Below are 16,050 nucleotides of genomic sequence, written 5' to 3'. Positions count from 1 at the left end.
AGCCCGCTCAGGCGGGCGATTCGATCGAGGCAAGCGCGCCGTGCAGATCGGCAGGGCGCAGGATTTCCGGTAGCAATACAGGCGTCTTGGCTGCCGGGGAATACAGTGCGTAGACCGGTACGCCACTGCGGCCCAGTCGGGCCAGTTCCTGGGTGATGGCCGGGTCGCGCCGGGTCCAGTCGGCACGCAGCAACAGTACGCGCCGTCGTTCAAAGTCGGCCAGCACGGCCGGATCGGCCAGCGCCGTGCGTTTATTGAATTGGCAGGTCACGCACCAGGCGGCGGTGAAATCAATGAAGACCGGTCGTCCGGCCGCCTGGGCACTGACTACCGCGCCAGCCGACCAGGCTTGCCAGCTTGTCTGGCCAGTGGTCTCCGTGCTGGTCGAGGGCGAGGCGAAACTTGGCCAGGCCCACCACAGCGTTCCCCCGAGCACCAGCGCCGCCGGCACGCCAAAGCCGAGGCGCGCCTTGCGGCTGAATCCGGGCGAGCCGAATGCCCAGGCGGCAAAGGCGAGCGCGACCAGTATTCCCAGCAGCGCCGCCAGCCCGTCGATACCGATCTGTTGACCCAATACCCACAGCAACCAGACCACTGTGGCAAACATCGGAAACGCCATCAGCGTGCGAAAACGCACCATCCAAACGCCGGGACGTGGCAAGCGACGTGCCAGGCCCGGCCATAGACTCGCCAGCAGATAGGGCAAAGCCATGCCAAGGCCCAGCGTCGCAAAGATCAGCAGTGCCTGGACGACCGGCAATACCAGCGCCGTCCCTAGCGCCACCCCCATAAAAGGACCGGTACAGGGCGAGGCGACTGCGACCGCCAGAACGCCCGTCAAGGCATGGTCGAGCACCGGATGGCGGCTATGCAGTGTCGCCACACTGCTTGGCAATACGTTGCCCAGTTCAAAGACCCCGGCCAGATTGAGGCCGATCAAGCTGAAAAAGGCCGCCAGCGACGCGACAAACAGCGGCGACTGCAATTGAAAGCCCCAACCGAGTTCTTCCCCACCGGCACGCAGGGCCAGCAGCAGACCCGCCAGCGCGACAAAGGACACCACAATGCCCACCGTATAGGCCAGGCCTCCAGTCAGCAGGGCACGCCGCTCCTGTCCAGGCCTGGCAAAACTCAGGACCTTGAGCGACAGAATGGGAAAAACGCAGGGCATCAGATTGAGCAGGAGGCCACCCAGCAGCGCAAGCAGCAGGGCAAAGGGGAGAGAGGGGGGGGAGGCAGGTGACGGGGCGGGAAGTGGCGCTGGAGATGCCGGCGTGTCCGTCCCGCTCCACGGTCCGCTGATACGCAGATTGAGCCGTGTGCCGGGCGAGCGATCCCCGACCGTCAATACCGCTGCCATGGTGGCGGGACTTTCCGAACGCTGCGGCGACAAGGGCACTTTGGCTATCCAGCGGCCAGCGCGCCATTGCTGCTCGACCGCCGCCGCATGATCGATCACGCCGCCCGTCTCGGCGAAGAAGTTGAGCGGCTGGCCGTGCAAGGCAGCGGCCAGACCTTCCACTTCCACGGCCAGTGAGGCCCCGTCAACCCGGGCATCGGCGCGCGCCCCCGGCACTTCCTGCGGCACTTGGCCACGTGCGGTGTCAAACAGCGCGGCGTGCTCAATCAGTGGGGTGGCACTGGGCAACCGCAGCGAGAACTCGCCCGACTCGGGAATGCAGTTTTCCCTGCATACCAGCCAGTCGGCGCGCAGTCTGATGTCCAGGGCATCGGCCTTGAAGTCGGCGGGAATGGTCAAGCTGACCGGCAACAGCACCTGACCTTCATAGCCGTAGTTGAGCAGCGGGCCGAGCCGGAGACGGCGTGGGGTCGGCCATGCGATTTCTCCGGCCTGAACCCCCGGTGAAAGCGTCCAGTCAAGCGTCGTCGCCAGCCCCGAGTCGCCCGGATTGCGCCAGTAGGTATGCCATTCCGGCTGATGCCGGATCAGCAGCCCCAAGCGCACGTCCTGGCCGGCAACAATGCCAGCGGGCGCATGGGCGATCAGTTGTGCCTGCACATGCTCGGTATTCACCATGGTCTTGGCGGGCAGCACAGACCACAGGCACAGCAGCAAAGCGAGGCGGAACAGACGATTCATCGGCGAACTCCTGCGTTGCAGTCGCTATGGCAATGAGAAGCGGTCTCAATGGTCGCCTAGCTTGTCAGCAGCGTCGCCGCTTGTGCAAGCACAACCGCTGCGCTGGAGGCTGACAAGCATCAGGCGCTCCTTGCCTTGGTCAGGTGGACCAGGCTGCTGTGCCGGCAGGCTGACGGACGGTTGGGTGGGAGGGGGAGGTGTCGCTCAAATAGGGGAGCGAGGGAGTGGAGGAGGCAGGGAAGGGCCTGACGGCTTGTCTGTATAAGTCGTCAGGCCGATCAGGGCGTTATGCCTCGCGATCCGGTACCAGCACGCTGCGGTTGCCGTTGGGTTCCATCGGGCTGACCAGGCCGGCGTTTTCCATCTGTTCGATCAACCGGGCGGCGCGGTTGTAGCCGATGCGCAGTTGACGCTGCACCGCCGAAATCGAGGCTTTACGCGACTTTAGTACAAAGGCCACGGCTTCGTCGTACAGCGCGTCGCCTTCACCGTCGCCGCTCAAGCCGAATTCGCCACCCGATGGGCCATTGCCGCCATCGCCTTCCGTGGTGCCGGTCAGGATGCCGTCGATGTAATCGGGCTCGCCCTGGGTCTTGAGGAACTCGACCACGGCATGGACCTCGTCATCAGCCACATAGGCGCCATGGACCCGCTGCGGATAGCCGGTACCCGGCGGCAGGAACAGCATATCGCCCTGACCCAGCAGCGCCTCGGCGCCCATCTGATCGAGAATGGTGCGCGAGTCGATCTTGGACGACACCTGAAACGCTACCCGGGTCGGGATATTGGCCTTGATCAGGCCGGTAATCACATCGACCGAAGGCCGCTGCGTCGCCAGTACCAGATGAATCCCCGCCGCTCGTGCCTTCTGTGCCAGCCGGGCGATCAGTTCTTCGATCTTCTTGCCGGCCACCATCATCAGGTCGGCCAGCTCGTCGATTACCACCACAATCAAGGGCAGCGGTGCCAGCGGCTCGGGACTGTCGGGCGTCAGGCTGAACGGATTGGGCAGCTTTTCGCCGCGTGCCGCCGATTCCTTGAGCTTCTGGTTGAAGCCCGCCAGATTGCGCACGCCCAGGGCACTCATCAGCCGGTAGCGCTTTTCCATTTCGGCCACACACCAGTTGAGCGCATTGGCGGCCTGCTTCATATCGGTGACAACGGGCGCCAACAGATGCGGAATGCCTTCGTAGACCGACAGTTCGAGCATCTTGGGATCGACCATGATCAACCTGACCTGCTCGGCCGTGGCCTTGTAGAGCAGCGACAGAATCATCGCGTTGATCGCCACCGATTTGCCCGAACCGGTGGTACCGGCAACCAGCATATGCGGCGCCTTGGCCAGATCGGTGACGATGGGGCGGCCGGAGATATCCTTGCCCAGCGCAATGGTGAGCAGCGAGGACGAGTCGTGATAAGGCTGGGCGCCGATGACTTCGGCTAGCCGTACCACCTGCCGGCGCTGATTGGGCAGCTCCAGACCCATATAAGTCTTGCCCGGAATGGTCTCGACCACCCGGATACTGACCAGACCGAGCGCCCGCGCCAGATCCTTCATCAGATTGACGATCTGTGAGCCCTTGACTCCGACGGCCGGTTCGATCTCGTAGCGGGTGATCACGGGACCGGGGAAGGCGTGGACCACTTTGACCTCGACCCCGAATTCGGCCAGCTTGCGCTCGATCAGGGCAGCGGTGGCGTCGAGGGTTTCGGGGCTGACGATCTCCTGGGTGGCGGGTGGCGGTGCCAGCAGATCGAGTGCCGGCAGTTCGGCCGCCCGGTCCGGCTCAAGCCGCAGCGGCGGCAGCGTCACTTCGATGGTGGCCGGGGCCGGCGGCAGCCGTTGCGGGGCGAGCCGGGGCAGCACGGGCGGCGGTGGGATCAGCGTGGGCGAAACAAAGGGCGTCACCGGCACGGGCGGCAGCGGCGCGCTCAAGGGCGGCATGCTGATCGGCTCGGCTTCCAGTTCCGGTACGAGGTCGGGCTCATCCCAGGGTGGCGTCTCCGCAAAGCCGTTATCGTCGGCCACAGGCGTCAGCCGGCCAATATGCGGTTCGCGGCGTGCTGGTGGGGCCAGGTCTTCCTCTTCGTCTTCGATCGGTGGCAGATTGTCGAACGACAGCGCGTGTTCCTGCGGTTCGAGCTGGGTGGGTGCGGGCGGCTCGGCCAGCGCCAGGGCGGCGGCCCGGGCGGCACGCAGTGCGCTTTCGGGCGGCGGGGGTTTGACGGCCGGCGCCGGGGCGACGCTGGGCGTCGGGGCCATGACAGGGGAGGGCGCCGCCGTCGGCGCTGGCGTGATGGCCGGTTCAAGCCGCTGTGGCGCGGCGGGTGGCTCGATAGAAGGTTCGGGCGCCACCAAGACTTCGTCATCGGCTTCGCTGGGTTCTAGCACCGGTTCCTGACGCTTGCCGCGCCGCAGTGTCGGTTCGCGGCGGGGTGGTGCTGGTGCAGGAGCTGCCGTTGCGACCGGCGGCTCCACCACTGTATCGACCAGGGTAGGCGGCTCGTCGGCTGCCGGCCGCTCCTTCTCTCGTTCGACCTTGGCGGCCCGCCGCTCGGCGGCCAGTACACCGGCGCGGCGGTCGAGCTTGGCCTGGAAGCTGTGCCACAGCTTGAGGGCACCGTCTTCGATCCAGCCGCCGATGCGCTCCATCAGGCCGAGCCAGGACACGCCCAGAAACAGCGACACCCCGACGGCAAACGAAGTCAGCAGCGCCAGGGTGGCGCCGGTAAAGCCGAATTGATGAAACAGCGTATTGCCAAGCGTGATGCCAAGCAGCCCGCCTGGGGCCATCGGCAGGTCGGCGTTGGGCAGGCTGATCCGGATGGCTTCGAGGCTGGCGCTCGACAGCAGCATCAGACTGAAGCCGGTCAAGGCGACCAGGGTCAGCGAGCGATTGGGGCGGATGCGTTCGAGCCGTCGATAGCCCCACAGGATGGCCGCGAGGCAGAACACCACCCACCACCAGGCCGACAGGCCGAACAGATAGAGCAGCACATCGGCCAGCCAGGCACCGAAGGCTCCCCCCTTGTTGCGGACCGGAGCCTGGGTTGCACTATGCGACCAGCCCGGATCGGCTGAGGTATAGCTGGCAAGGATAATGACCAGATAGACGCCGGCGACCACGGCGCTAAGCCACCACGACTCGCGCAACAAGGCGACGATCTGCGGTGGCAGCGGCGGTTCGCCCTTGGGGCGGTTGGGCCGGTTGACCGGCTTGCGGCGAAAAAACAACATCGTAGAGAGCCGGGCGAAAAGACTGGCTGCGATTATAAGCCCAGTACACGCCCGCGCGGGCGGCCGTACCGCAGGAAAAGCTGCACAAGATCGGCCGAAGGCGGTAGATACGCGCGCGAGGCCTCAGGAAGGCGGTGTTGCGCTGGGCCGACGAAAGCGCTGGCCCTGGTACGACAGTGCCGCCCGTGGTCCTTACTGCTGGTCGATTGCCACCAGCCGCTGCCCTGCGGCGTCGGCCATGGCGCGGTACATGCCCTCGCAGTTGAACGGCATGGCGATCCGGCCTTGCCAGTCGATGGCGATCACGCCGCCACTGCCGCCGACTTCGCGCAATGCCGCCATCACCTCACCCGCTGCGCTGGCGATATCCTGGCCCAGATAACGCACCCGGGCGGCAATGTCGTGGGCAACGGCGTAGCGCATAAAGTATTCGCCGTGACCGGTGCCCGAGACGGCGACCCGCTGATCGGCCCAGGTGCCGGCACCGAGAATCGGCGTGTCGCCGATCCGTCCGGCCATCTTGGCTGTGCGCCCACCGGTCGAGGTGGCCGCAGCAAGCCGACCCGTCATATCGAGCGCCACCGCGCCCACCGTGCCGTGCTTGATATGGTCGGGCACTTCGGCCTCGCTGCGACCGGCGGCCAGCCGGGCCAATTCGGCTTGCAGCGTCACCCGCCGGCTCTCGGTGACGAAGTAATCCGGTTCGACACATTCAAGGCCATATTGCGCCGCCAGGCAGTCGGCCTCGGCAAAGCCGATACTGACATGCGGGGTACGCTCCATCACGGCACGTGCCAGCCGGACCGGGTTCTTGGCCCGGCGCACTCCCGTCACCGTGCCGGCAAGCTGACTGCTGCCGTCCATCACGGCGGCTTCGAGTTCGATTTCTCCAGCCAGATTGAAGACCGCGCCATGGCCGGCATTGAACAGCGGGTTGTCTTCGAGCGCGATCACGCAGGCTTCCACCGCATCGAGCGCCGGACCGCCCGCTGAAAGAATGGCCAGACCCGTATCGAGCGCTGCCGCCAGACTGGTGCGATAGGCGGCTTCAAGGTCGGCGGGCATATCGGTGCGGCGGATGATGCCGGCGCCACCATGGAGGGCAAGTGCGTAAGGCATGGCTGGATCGTTGTACGGTTGAAGGGTTGCAGAGGATGCCACGGTGTAAGGTGGCGGCTGGGCGAAGGACAGAATGCACTTGGAAAATATTATGCCGAATGATTGTTATATAGGCTGCCAGCAATAGAAATAAATAATATTTTATGCTGATTCCTGTCCTGGATCCTTGCCGACAATCCGGCGTTGGCGCGTCCGGACCTTGAAACACCGGCGTCTAAGCCTCAGCCAGACTTGGCGGCGACGCCCGGTGAAACGGACATGCTGTAACCGCATCCACCTCATTGCCTCGCGCGCAGGAAGCAAGCTACCCATCAATCGAGAAAGCGCGCCTGCCATTGCAAATACAGCCGGTAGCAGTGTTCCTTGAGTGCCTCGGCCGAATCGAAATGGCGCGGGTCGATCGGGTCGAACAGATGGTAGTCCGCCCGCGGGTTGCTGATGGTGGCGATTTCCCAGATTTTGCGCAGCAGATGCTGGTCGCCCCATTCGAAATCGGCCTGGGCCTGGTAGTGCAGAAAGACTGGCAAAATCGGCACCCCGGTCTCGAAGCTTGCGACGAAGGCGCCGTTGAAAAAGCGGCCGGACAGACGACGGCCTTTGCAGCCGCCTTCGGGGTAGAGGGCGATATTGTCGCCCCGGCACAGCGCCTCGATCAGCGCGAGCGTGGCGGTCTTGCGTGATTCGGCCGATTCGCGCCGTACATAGAGCGTATCGGCGGCGGTGGCGATCCGACCGACCAGCCACCAGTCGGCCACTTCGGCCTTGGCCAGCGAGCGGGCGTCAAACAGGGCCGGGATGCCCAAATCTTCGAAGGCCGAGGGATGATTGGCGATCAGCACATATTGCTGCGGCAGCGGCCGGCGCAGGTGCTGGTGCAGGCGCAGCTCGACCCCGAGCGCCCGGATAAAGGCGCGGCACCAGGCCCGAAACAGCGGGCGGTAGAAACGGCGCAGCCATGGAGCGGGCAGCGGGGCCAGCGCCACCATCAGCAGGCTGGCGGCAGCAAGGTCGAGCAGGGCCAATAAGCGCCACAACAGCCGCAGCAGGAAGATCATGGCGGTTTCGAATCAGGGTTCAAATCAAGAAGCCACGCAGCTTGCTGTCGATAATGCGCGGATTTTCGCCGTGGGCGATGCCAAACAGCCCTTCGACCACCAGTTCACGACGTTTTACCTCACGGCCGATAATCGATTTGAGCTTGTTGCCGATCGGCAGAAAGAACAGATTGGCCGAGCCGACCCCATAAATGGTGGCCACAAAAGCGACCGCGATGCCGCTGCCGAGCTTGGCCGGGTCGGACAGGTTCTCCATCACATGAATCAGCCCCATGACCGCGCCCAGAATACCGATGGTCGGGGCATAGCCGCCCGCTGCTTCCCAGATTTTGGCAGCGGCGCGGCAGTTTTCTTCGTAGACGTCGATTTCCAGTTCCATCGTGTGACGGATCGCCTCGGGCTCGGCACCATCGACCAGCATCTGCAAGGCACGCTTGACGAACGGGTCCTTCTCCGCTTGCATCGGCCCTTCGAGCGCCAGCAGGCCGCCACGGCGGGCGGTATTGCTCCAGGCCAGGATCTGCTTGACCCAGCCTTCGAGGTTCTGCTCGGGCGGCTGGAGAATCCATCTGAACATCTTGACGCCCGCCTTGAAGTGGGCAGCGCTGCTCTGCAATAGCACCGCCCCCATGGTGCCGCCGATCACGATGAAAAAGGCGGTGATCTGCAAGAGCGAACGGATGCGTCCCCCCTCGAGTATCTGGCCGCCAATGATGGCCAGCAGGCCGATAAAAATGCCGATCAGGCTGAGTTTGTCCATGCGGCGTGGATCATGCTGTCAGGAAGTTTTTTATACCGAACCCGGTGGGCGGGCTGCTCGATTAGCGGTTTTGGGTCCAGTCGCTGAGTTTGGCGCGCAGTCGGGCAATGGCCTGGCTGTGCAACTGGCAGACCCGTGATTCCGACACGCCAAGTACGGCGCCGATCTCCTTGAGGTTCAGCTCTTCGTTGTAATAGAGCGCCATCACCATTTTTTCGCGTTCGGGCAGATGTTCGATCGAATGGACCAGGGTGCGACGGAAGGCGTCTTCGTCCAGATCGTTGAGCGGGTCGGATTTGAAATCGGCCGCCAGACCATCGAGCGCATCGCGCTGGCCTTCGTCGTTGTCGAAATCCTCGTAGTAGATCAGTTGATGGCCACGGGCGTCGGCCAGCAGGGTCTGGTATTCGGCCAGCGGCAGGTTCATGGCCTGAGCCATTTCGATTTCGTTCGGGGCGCGACCCAACTGGTGTTCCAGCTTGACCAGGGCGCGTTCGATATCGCGCATCGATTTGCGGATATGCCGGGGCAGCCAGTCGGCCTCGCGCAGCTCGTCGAGCATGGCGCCACGGATGCGCTGGCTTGCATAGGTCTCGAACTGGGCACCGGCGGCCGGATCGAAATTGCGCGCGGCCTCCATCAAGCCGATCAGGCCGGCCTGGATCAGGTCATCGACTTCGACGCTGGCGGGCAACTTGGCGATCATATGGTAGGCCAGCCGCTTGACCAGCGGGGCATGGGTACGCACGCGCTCTTCCACCGGATCGGTGGCGTTCTGCCGATACATGCCAAGGGCGCGCGGAGAAGGCATCGTTTGCGGTACGGGAAGAAGATGTTGTCTTAAGTTTATGCACCAGCATGGCGGGTTTGACCAGCTCGGCACGGCAGACCTGAGAATGCCCGAGCGGGTGTGGGGAAAAGCATTGAAGCCGAATGTTTATATTTCTATAAATATTCAGCTTCTTGTCTTGCAGAGGGTTGGCAGAAATGTTTCCAGCTAGGGGAATTCCCGGCTCCACAAAAAAACCGGTGCAGGGACTGGGTAAGGGAATCTCGGAATGTCAGTATTTGATCTCGACCGAACCGTCGGCGCGGGCAATCCCTTGCACGACGGCACCCGAATTCATCCGCACGCTGACCTGCTGGCCTTCGGCGGCATTGGCCAGGGCGCGGCCCTCGGTGGCGACCTCGAAGCCGCTGCCATGGGCGATGACCCGGACAAAGTCATTGGCCCGTACCGCAAACGAGGCGCGCAGCATCTCGGCCCGCAGCGGCGCGCCGGCCGGGGCGCCGCCCACCAGATTGCGGCCGATGGCCTGGGCCGGGTCGGCAATCACATTGCCGCTGATCTGGCTCAGATCGCCGCTGCGTTTTTCGAGGTCGGCGGCGCTGATTTCATGACCGGCCGGCAGCGGCCGGGCCGTTACCCAGTATTCGCTCTGGATCGAGACCGCCACCGGTACGCTGACCGTCCAGCGTGCGCCCTTGACGCAGCGCACGCTGACGCTGGTATTGCCAAGCAGACGGCTGCCCTTGGGCAATTGTGGGTCGAGCTGGGCGCAGGCGGCCAGCTGGAGCCGGTTGTCGAGCCGGCCGAGCTGGAAACTGGCACGTTCGCCATAGCTGGCGAGCTGGGCCTGGACAAATTGACGGACAACCTCGTTGATCGCTTCAAGACTCTGCCGTTCGGCAGCCTGGCCGGGCAGCGCCAGCAAGGTGGCGAGCAGGCTGCAACAAAGGGCGGGAACACATCGACGCGACATAGGCTGACAGTATGAATATGACGTTGGGCTGGGAGTTTGACGAGCCAGCCGTGGCTTGGCAAGTCTGTCGGGGATGTTTTCACCTTAGCGGCGGCGACCGGCGAAAGCAACGCCAGGCGGCGATTGGGCGCAGCCCGGCAATCGGGGTATGATCGGCGCTTTTGCGCCGTCTGGAATCTCCCCATGCTGGAAGCCTTGTTTGCCATCGTCGCGCTGACCGTGCTGCTCGCCGGCGCCATTGTGATCTTCCGCCTCAATCTGGTGGTCGAGACCCAGCGCGCCAGTGTCGAGGTACTGACCGCCTTGCTCGAAGAGAAGCATCGCGCCGTGTTGCAGGACCTACACGGTGGCCTGCACCGTCAGGCCGAGGCGCTGTCGAACGGTTTCTCCGATCAGGGCGAGCGGCTGCGCGACAGCCTGACCGAGTCGGCCGACCGGCTGCGCGACGGCGTGGGCCAGGCATTCGACCGGCTGCGCGATTCGGTCAGCCGCGACCTCAAGGACACCCGTCTCGGGCTCGAACAGCTGCGCTCGGCCCAGACCGAGTCGCTCCAGGCCGCCCAGATCGCCCAATCGGGCTCGCTCCAGGCGCTGCAACTGACCCAGGCCCAGGCGCTGTCCGACAGCCGCGAGGCGATGTCCAAGCAACTGGCCGAAATCTCGGCCGCTGTACAGCAAAAACAGGATCAACTGCGCAGCGAAGTGCTCGAGACAGTCGGCCGGCTGCTGGGCGAGCAGGGCCGCAGCCAGCAGGAGCTGCTGATGGGCACGCTCCATCGCACCACCGAGCAGCTGACCCAGACCATCACCCTGCTGACCGGCTCGGTCGAGCGTCGCCTCGATGCGCTGTCGGGCCGGGTCGACGAGCGGCTCGACGAGGGTTTCCGCAAGACCAACCAGACCTTTGCCGATGTGATGGCCCGCCTGGCCACCATCGATGAGGCCCAGCAGAAGATCGACGGCCTGAGCCGCAATGTGGTCAGCCTGCACGAACTGCTCGGGGATAAACGTGCCCGTGGCGCACTGGGTGAAGTCCAGGTGGAGCATCTGGTGCGCAATGTCCTGCCGGCCGACAGCTACGACTTCCAGTCGCTGCTGGCCAATGGCCAACGGGTCGATTGTCTTTTGCGCCTGCCGGAACCGACCGGCTATATCGCGGTCGATGCCAAACTGCCGCTCGACAACTACCACCGGATGGCCGCCGCATCGGCCGACAGTCTGGAACGGGTCCAGGCCAAGCGCGATTTCCGGCTCGATGTCGAGCGTCATATCGATCTGGTGGCCGAACGCTGCATCGTGCCGGGCGACACGGGCGACAGCGCCGTGCTGTTCGTGCCGGCCGAGGCGGTGTTTGCCGAGATCCATGCCCATCATTCCGAACTGGTGCAGCGCGCCATGGAACGTCGGGTCTGGATCGTCTCGCCGACCACCATGATGGCGGTGCTCAATACGGCACGCGCCGTGCTGCGCGATAGCGAGACGCGGCGTCAGGTCGAGATCATCCAGGATGCACTCGGCAAGCTCAGCCGCGAGTTCCTGCGCTTTGACCAGCGCATGAAGAAGCTGGCCGACCATATCCGGCTCGCCCACGAAGACGCGCTACAGGTGCAGACCACGTCGGACAAGATTTCGCGTCGTTTCAGCGAAATCGAGCAGGTCCGCCTGGGCGGTGAGGTGCCGCAGCCGCTGGCGGCGCTGGAGGTCTAGGCCGACCGGGCGGGTTTTGTATTTATGACGGGGGAATAGTAAGATGCGCGACAACTCCGTCAATTTTTCCAGAGGTACATTCCATGGCCTTCAAACGTAAAGCACTGCTGTGCCTGCTGGCGCTCGGTCTGGCTCTGCCGGCCTCGGCTGCCGTTTACAAGTGGAAGGATGCTCAGGGCAATATCCAGTATTCGGACACCCCGCCGCCGCCGCAGAGCAAGGCCCAGGAACTGAAAGTCAAGAATTCGGGCGGCGTCAACCCGCTTGAATACGCGCCCAAGGCCGACCCCAAGGCCGCCGGGCAAAACGCCGAGTCGGAAAAGCAGAAGCAGGCCAACCGCGAAGCCAACGCCGACAACTGCAAGAAAGCCCGGGCCCAGCTGAGCTATCTGGAAAAGACTTCGGGCCCGATGAATAAGATCAACGAAGAAGGCCGTTCGGTGCGAATGAGCGGCGAAGAACGCGAAGGCCAGCTCAAGCAGCTGCGCGACCAGATCAGCCAGTTCTGTAGCTGATCCTGCCAATCGATCACCACGGCGCCCATGCGGCGCCGTTTTCATTTGGCTGGGCCGCAAGGCGTCCTGGTCTTCTTGCCGGGCTTGCTGGCCTCCTCGGCAGGTCTGGCTGCGGACACCAGGACGGGCAGAGCCGCAAAGGGGGCGACAGGCGCGGCCATCGTTTACAATCGCCACTTTTGTCCACTTAGCCGTTGCCGTGCGCCTGACCCATATCAAACTGGCCGGATTCAAGAGCTTTGTCGATCCGACCGCCATCCCGGTGCCGGGCCAACTGGTGGCCGTGGTCGGCCCCAATGGCTGCGGCAAATCCAATGTGATCGACGCCGTGCGCTGGGTGCTGGGCGAATCGTCCGCCAAGCAGTTGCGCGGCGAGTCGATGCAGGATGTGATCTTCAACGGCTCGACCGGCCGCAAACCCGTCTCGCGCGCCTCGGTCGAGCTGGTGTTCAACAATGCCGAAGGTCGTGCCGCCGGCCAGTGGTCCACCTTCGCCGAAATCTCGATCAAGCGGATCCTGACCCGCCAGGGCGAGTCGTCCTACTTCATCAACAATATCCAATGCCGCCGCCGCGATATTGCCGACCTGTTCCTCGGTACCGGGGTCGGGACGCGCGGTTATGCGGTGATCGAGCAGGGCATGATCTCGCGGATCATCGAAGCCCGGCCCGAAGAGCTGCGCGCCTTTCTCGAAGAGGCGGCCGGCATTTCCAAGTACAAGGAACGGCGGCGCGAAACCGAAAGCCGCCTGACCGACACCCGCGACAATCTGGCCCGAGTCGACGATATCCGTCAGGAGCTGGAACAGCAGCTGGCGCGTCTGGCCTCGCAGGCCGAGGTGGCGAGCCGCTACCACGAGATGAAGCGGTCGGTGGTGGAAAAGCAGAACCTGCTTGCGCTGCAACGCAAATTCGACGCTGCCCGCGATGAAGAGAAGGCGCGGCGCGATATGAGCGCGACCCAGAACGAGATCGAAGCGCTGACTGCCCGGGTGCGCGAGGCAGAAGCCGAGATCGAGCGGCTGCGCGAAAGCCATTACGACGCCCACGATGCGGTGCAACGCAGCCAGACCGAATGGGCCGATGCCAATGCCCGGGTGGCCAAGCTTGAGCAGCAGTTGCTCCATCTGCGCGAGACGCGGCAGCGCCTCAGTCAGCAACTGGCGCAGGCCAAGGCCCAACTCGAACAGAACGCCCGCTCGCGCACCGATCTGGACGGCGAGCGCGAGCAATGGCAGCAGCGGCTCGAAGACGCCACGCTGGCCCAGGAAGACGGACAGATCGCGCTATTGGACGAGCAGACCGAACTGCCCCGGCTCGAAGCGCACTACAAGGCGTGCGACGAGTCCTTGCAGACGGCGCAGCTTGCCCTGTCGCAAGCGCGCCAGGGACGCCAGCTGGCCGAACAGCAGCTTCAGCATCTGGAACGCAGTCTCAACCAGCTGCGCCAGCGTCGTGACCGGCTCGAAGCCGAAGCCGCGGCCTTGAGTCCGCCCGATTTGCCGGCGCTCGACGATAAGCGGCTGGAGGTCGAATCATTGAGCCTGGCGGTGGAAGACGCCCAGGCGCGTCTGGAGGCGCTCGATCAGGCCAGCCACGAGGCCGAGGCCGAGCGCAGCCATGCCCGTCACGAGCAGGAGAGATTGCGGGCCGAGCGGGCCGAACTCCAGGCCCGGCGTGATGCGCTGGCCCAGTTGCAGGCCCAGGCCGGGCGCGATCGGACGCTCGATCAGTGGTTGATGCGGCACGGGCTTGATCCGAACGCCCGGCTGTTCCGCCATCTGAAGATCGAGGCGGGCTGGGAGACGGCGGTCGAGGCGGTGCTGCGTGAGCGGATGAATGCGCTGGCGGTCGAGCCGGGCTTTGGTGCGGCGGAACCGGCGCCGGCGCGTCTGACGCTGGTCTGGCCCGGCGTGGTGCCGGCTGCGTCCACCACCTTGTCCACGGCCACCCCCTTGCTGAACCATGTAAAAGCCGACAACCCCGCCTTTGCGGCCGCGCTGGCCGACTGGCTGGCCCAGGTCTGGTGCGTGGCGGACGAGGCGGCCCTGCTTGCTGTCGCGGCTTCCCTGCCTCCCGCCGGACTGGCCGTGGCACCCTCGGGCCACGCGGTCAGCCGCTATGGCCTTCACTATTACGCCCCCGACAATGCGCTGGCCGGAGTGCTGCAACGCGAAAAGGACCTCGCTGACTGCGAACAGCGCCTGGCCGGCGTCGAGGCGGCGCTGGCGGCGGCGGCTACGGCCCTGTTGACGGCTGAGCGAACCCTGGGCGAGCGCCACGCCGAACTCAAACACGCCCGCCAGCGCTTTGACGCCCTGCGCGGCCAGCGCGGCGAGCGTCAGGTCGAATTGGCCCGGCTGAGCCAGGCGGCCGAACATGCCCGGGTCCGTATCGAAGCGCTGACGGCAGAGCGGCAGGCCGTGGCGGAAGAGTTGGCTGAACTGGCGCTCGAAAGCGAAGCGGCGCGGCAGGAGCTTGAAGGCGGCAGCAACGGTCTTCCGGCGCTGGAGACGGCGCTGACGGCAGCGCGCGAAGCGCGTGGCGAGGCTGAAGTGGCCTTGCAGCGCCAGCGCGAGCGGCTCAGGGCGGCTGAGCGGGCGGCGCAGGAGGCCGGGTTCGCCCGTCAGGCCGCCACCCAGAAACTGGCCGAACTCGACCGTCGGCTCGGAGAGCTTGAGGTCCAGCGCGAAGAAACCCAGCTCCGGCTCGAAGAAGTCGGTTTCGATCTCGAAGGCATCGATGAAGGTGAATTCGATGTGGGCTTCCAAGCGGCGATCGAGGCGCGCGCCGAGCGGGAACGGGCGCTTGCCGCCAGCCGCGATGCGGCACAGACGCTGAGCAACGCGCTGCGTGAGGCCGAACTGGGCCGCCAGCAGCTGCAGGAAGCCTTCGAGCCGCTGCGCGAGCGACTCGGTGAACTGAAACTGAAGGAGCAGGAAGCCCGACTTGCCGTCGAGCGCTTTGCCCAGGAATTGACCGAAGCGGGCGCCGATGAGGCGGCATTGCGGCCCTTGCTGGGCGAGGGACTGAAAATCCAGGCGCTGGTCGGTGAGATCGGCCGGCTGACCCAGGCGATCAATAGCCTAGGCAACGTCAATCTGGCGGCATTGGAGGAGCTGGAGACGGCCCGGGAGCGCAAGACCTATCTCGATGCGCAGGCGGCCGATCTGGTCGAGGCGATGGAAACCCTCGAAGGCGCCATCCGGCGTATCGACCGCGAAACCCGCGCCATGCTGCAAAGCACTTTCGATCAGGTCAACGCGAGCTTGCAGGAGCTGTTTCCCACCCTGTTTGGCGGCGGGCATGCCGAACTGATCCTGACCGGCGACGAAATCCTCGACGCCGGTATCCAGATCATGGCGCAGCCGCCCGGCAAGAAGAACAGCACCATCCATCTGCTGTCGGGCGGCGAAAAGGCGCTGACCGCACTGAGTCTGGTGTTTTCGCTGTTCCGGCTCAACCCCGCGCCGTTCTGCCTGCTCGACGAGGTCGATGCGCCGCTCGACGACGCCAATACCGGCCGTTTCTGCGAAATGGTCAAGCGGATGGCCGAACGCACCCAGTTCCTCTATATCAGCCACAACAAGATCACCATGGAAATGGCCGACCAGCTGATCGGCATCACCATGCAGGAACAGGGGGTGTCGCGCGTGGTGGCAGTCGATATCGCCGCGGCGTTGGCGATGCGCGAGGGGGCAGAGGCTTAGGGGGGAATTAAAATATCCAGCAAAATTTTTGCTAGATATGGGGCGGAATACATTCAGAAATGAAAGATTTTATCTGTTCGGCC

Annotated in this window: 10 protein-coding genes; 3 read left to right on the top strand and 7 right to left on the bottom strand. The window is 64.5% G+C overall.

Translation table 11 applies throughout. The annotated features are described in order from the left end of the window. Window positions 1-7: 7 nt before the first annotated feature. From ACFOW7_RS05150 to flgA, 7 genes are all read right to left on the bottom strand, one after another. Window positions 8-2,101, bottom strand: a complete 2,094-nt coding sequence (locus tag ACFOW7_RS05150; protein WP_378161760.1) for a protein-disulfide reductase DsbD family protein — start codon at window positions 2,099-2,101, stop codon at window positions 8-10. Between the two features lie 286 nt (window positions 2,102-2,387). Further along, window positions 2,388-5,339, bottom strand: coding sequence for a DNA translocase FtsK (locus ACFOW7_RS05145; RefSeq protein WP_378161758.1), 2,952 nt, complete (start codon window positions 5,337-5,339; stop codon window positions 2,388-2,390). Between the two features lie 192 nt (window positions 5,340-5,531). Next, window positions 5,532-6,458, bottom strand: coding sequence for an isoaspartyl peptidase/L-asparaginase family protein (locus ACFOW7_RS05140; RefSeq protein ID WP_378161756.1), 927 nt, complete (start codon window positions 6,456-6,458; stop codon window positions 5,532-5,534). 311 nt (window positions 6,459-6,769) lie between these two features. Then, the gene (locus tag ACFOW7_RS05135) at window positions 6,770-7,513 is read right to left on the bottom strand and encodes a lysophospholipid acyltransferase family protein (RefSeq protein WP_378161754.1); all 744 of its coding nucleotides are present in this window, start codon (window positions 7,511-7,513) and stop codon (window positions 6,770-6,772) included. A 19-nt stretch (window positions 7,514-7,532) separates the two neighbouring features. After that, window positions 7,533-8,273: a flagellar motor protein gene (locus tag ACFOW7_RS05130; RefSeq protein ID WP_378161752.1), complete on the bottom strand. Its 741-nt coding sequence runs from the start codon at window positions 8,271-8,273 to the stop codon at window positions 7,533-7,535. A 61-nt stretch (window positions 8,274-8,334) separates the two neighbouring features. Then, window positions 8,335-9,084, bottom strand: coding sequence for an RNA polymerase sigma factor FliA (locus ACFOW7_RS05125; RefSeq protein WP_378161750.1), 750 nt, complete (start codon window positions 9,082-9,084; stop codon window positions 8,335-8,337). A 250-nt stretch (window positions 9,085-9,334) separates the two neighbouring features. Further along, a complete protein-coding gene (flgA, locus tag ACFOW7_RS05120; protein WP_378161748.1) occupies window positions 9,335-10,036 on the bottom strand; it encodes a flagellar basal body P-ring formation chaperone FlgA in 702 nt (233 codons plus the stop codon). A gap of 183 nt (window positions 10,037-10,219) precedes the next feature. Between flgA and rmuC the strand changes: the two genes are divergently transcribed. The 3 genes from rmuC (at window position 10,220) to smc (ending at window position 15,967) form a co-directional block, all read left to right on the top strand. Next, window positions 10,220-11,743, top strand: coding sequence for a DNA recombination protein RmuC (rmuC, locus tag ACFOW7_RS05115; RefSeq protein ID WP_378161746.1), 1,524 nt, complete (start codon window positions 10,220-10,222; stop codon window positions 11,741-11,743). 83 nt (window positions 11,744-11,826) lie between these two features. After that, complete coding sequence (locus ACFOW7_RS05110; protein ID WP_378161744.1) at window positions 11,827-12,258, top strand: DUF4124 domain-containing protein; 432 nt, start codon at window positions 11,827-11,829, stop codon at window positions 12,256-12,258. A 199-nt stretch (window positions 12,259-12,457) separates the two neighbouring features. Next, window positions 12,458-15,967 carry a chromosome segregation protein SMC gene (gene smc / locus ACFOW7_RS05105; RefSeq protein WP_378161741.1) on the top strand — a complete coding sequence of 1,170 codons (3,510 nt, stop codon included), beginning with the start codon at window positions 12,458-12,460 and terminating at the stop codon, window positions 15,965-15,967. Window positions 15,968-16,050: the final 83 nt, after the last annotated feature.

The organism is Chitinimonas lacunae (genome assembly GCF_042650885.1).
Taxonomy (GTDB): Bacteria; Pseudomonadota; Gammaproteobacteria; order Burkholderiales; family Chitinimonadaceae; genus Chitinimonas_A; species Chitinimonas_A lacunae.
This window is presented reverse-complemented; position numbering and strand designations above follow the sequence as displayed.

Coding starts and splice junctions, on each gene's coding strand:
- rmuC (WP_378161746.1), top strand. CDS start 10,220: ATGCTGGAAGCCTTGTTTGCCATCGTCGCGCTGACCGTGCTGCTCGCC.
- ACFOW7_RS05140 (WP_378161756.1), bottom strand. CDS start 6,458: ATGCCTTACGCACTTGCCCTCCATGGTGGCGCCGGCATCATCCGCCGC.
- ACFOW7_RS05150 (WP_378161760.1), bottom strand. CDS start 2,101: ATGAATCGTCTGTTCCGCCTCGCTTTGCTGCTGTGCCTGTGGTCTGTG.
- ACFOW7_RS05110 (WP_378161744.1), top strand. CDS start 11,827: ATGGCCTTCAAACGTAAAGCACTGCTGTGCCTGCTGGCGCTCGGTCTG.
- flgA (WP_378161748.1), bottom strand. CDS start 10,036: ATGTCGCGTCGATGTGTTCCCGCCCTTTGTTGCAGCCTGCTCGCCACC.
- ACFOW7_RS05130 (WP_378161752.1), bottom strand. CDS start 8,273: ATGGACAAACTCAGCCTGATCGGCATTTTTATCGGCCTGCTGGCCATC.
- ACFOW7_RS05145 (WP_378161758.1), bottom strand. CDS start 5,339: ATGTTGTTTTTTCGCCGCAAGCCGGTCAACCGGCCCAACCGCCCCAAG.
- ACFOW7_RS05125 (WP_378161750.1), bottom strand. CDS start 9,084: ATGCCTTCTCCGCGCGCCCTTGGCATGTATCGGCAGAACGCCACCGAT.
- ACFOW7_RS05135 (WP_378161754.1), bottom strand. CDS start 7,513: ATGATCTTCCTGCTGCGGCTGTTGTGGCGCTTATTGGCCCTGCTCGAC.